Raw genomic sequence first — 1,490 nt, 5'->3', positions numbered from 1 at the left:
TGCGGATGAAGGGAGTGCATCACGTCCTCCTGCGGTGAGAAGCTCGGCGTCGCAGGCCGTCAAAGCGCCAAGTATACTCCTCAATGGCGTAACGCACCTGATCCCAACAACGTTCCGCTACCAAACAACTACCATTGCCCGATCCCGGACGACGTCACGCCGGACGATCTGCGCGCCAAAGCAGCCTGATCGTCGAGCGCCTTTCAATTCTGCAAACACCCCCGCCGGCGGCTGGGGTGTTCTTGCGTTTCAGCAAGATTGACTTGGCGTCCCGCAGGCTCGTAACGGCACCGCCTGGGGTCTATCTTCATCGCAACATTGATGGAGACAGCACCATGAAGCTGACCGGAATTCACCATTTGACGGCCGTTACGGCCGATGCACCGGGCAATCACGCCTTCTACACGCAGTCCTTAGGCCTGCGCCTCGTCAAGAAGACGGTGAACCAGGACGACGTGAGCGCCTATCATCTGTTCTATGCGGACGGAAAGGCCTCTCCCGGCACCGACATCACCTTCTTCGACTGGCCGGTCGAGCGCGAGCGGCGCGGCACGCACAGCATCTCGCAGACAGCCCTGCGCGTGAACGGCGAGAAGGCACTGCAATGGTGGAAGGATCGTTTTGAGAGCCTCAGCATCAGCAGCGAACGGATCGTGGAGCGCGATGGGCGCCTCACCCTCGATTTCGAGGACTTCGAGGGCCAACGCCTCAGTCTCGTCGACGATGGCGGGCAGGGTGAAGTCCATCCGTGGGAACGCAGCCCCGTGCCGGTCGAGTACCAGATCCGGGGCCTTGGGCCGATCCGGATCAGTGTGCCGAAGCTCGAGCGCACGGCTCGCGTTCTGACGGAAGCGATGGATATGCGCGCCGCCCGTGAATACCGCGTCGGCGATACGCCGGTTCATGTGTTCGAGATGGGTGAGGGCGGACCGGCGGCGGAACTGCATGTGGCGGTCGAGCCCGGTGTCTCCCCGGCCCGGCCGGGAGCGGGTGGAGTCCACCACGTGGCCTTCCGCACGCCCAACGAGCAGACCTACCAGGAATGCTGGGAGCGGCTGCAGTCGCTAAGGGCACCCTCCAGCGGCCCGGTCGACCGCTACTACTTCCAGAGCCTCTACTTCCGCGAGCCGAACGGAATCCTGTTCGAAATCGCCACGGACGGGCCGGGCTTTGCCACGGACGAGCCTATGGACAAGCTTGGGGAACGTCTGTCCCTGCCGCCCTTCCTGGAGCCGCGCCGGGGGCAGATCGAGGCAGGTCTCAAGCCTCTTTAATATCTAATACTTTCCGCCTCTTGAACGGTCTGGAGACCCGAAGCCGCTTCGCGCCACGGTGCGAAGCGGTTTTTCTTTGTAGATCCAGACTAGTACTACAGCCGGGGCTTGTGCGTTGTCTTAGACACGGAGGTGTCGCGCCATGACAGACGCAAGCGAGGCCCACCGCTGGGCCGATCAGTTGGACGATCTCGTCACCCGCATTGCTCCCCGCTT

Annotated in this window: 1 protein-coding gene; it reads left to right on the top strand. The window is 62.6% G+C overall.

Features of this window, described 5'->3' with window-relative positions; translation table 11 throughout:
- Positions 1 to 335 precede the first annotated feature (335 nt).
- Positions 336 to 1,274 carry a ring-cleaving dioxygenase gene (locus FS320_RS43265; protein WP_152718637.1) on the top strand — a complete coding sequence of 313 codons (939 nt, stop codon included), beginning with the start codon at positions 336 to 338 and terminating at the stop codon, positions 1,272 to 1,274.
- The last annotated feature ends 216 nt before the right edge of the window (positions 1,275 to 1,490 follow it).

It is taken from the genome of Microvirga tunisiensis, from assembly GCF_009296175.1.
GTDB classification, from domain to species: domain Bacteria; phylum Pseudomonadota; class Alphaproteobacteria; order Rhizobiales; family Beijerinckiaceae; genus Microvirga; species Microvirga tunisiensis.
The sequence above is the reverse complement of the archived record's forward strand: the minus strand, read 5'-3'. Positions and strand labels throughout refer to the sequence as shown.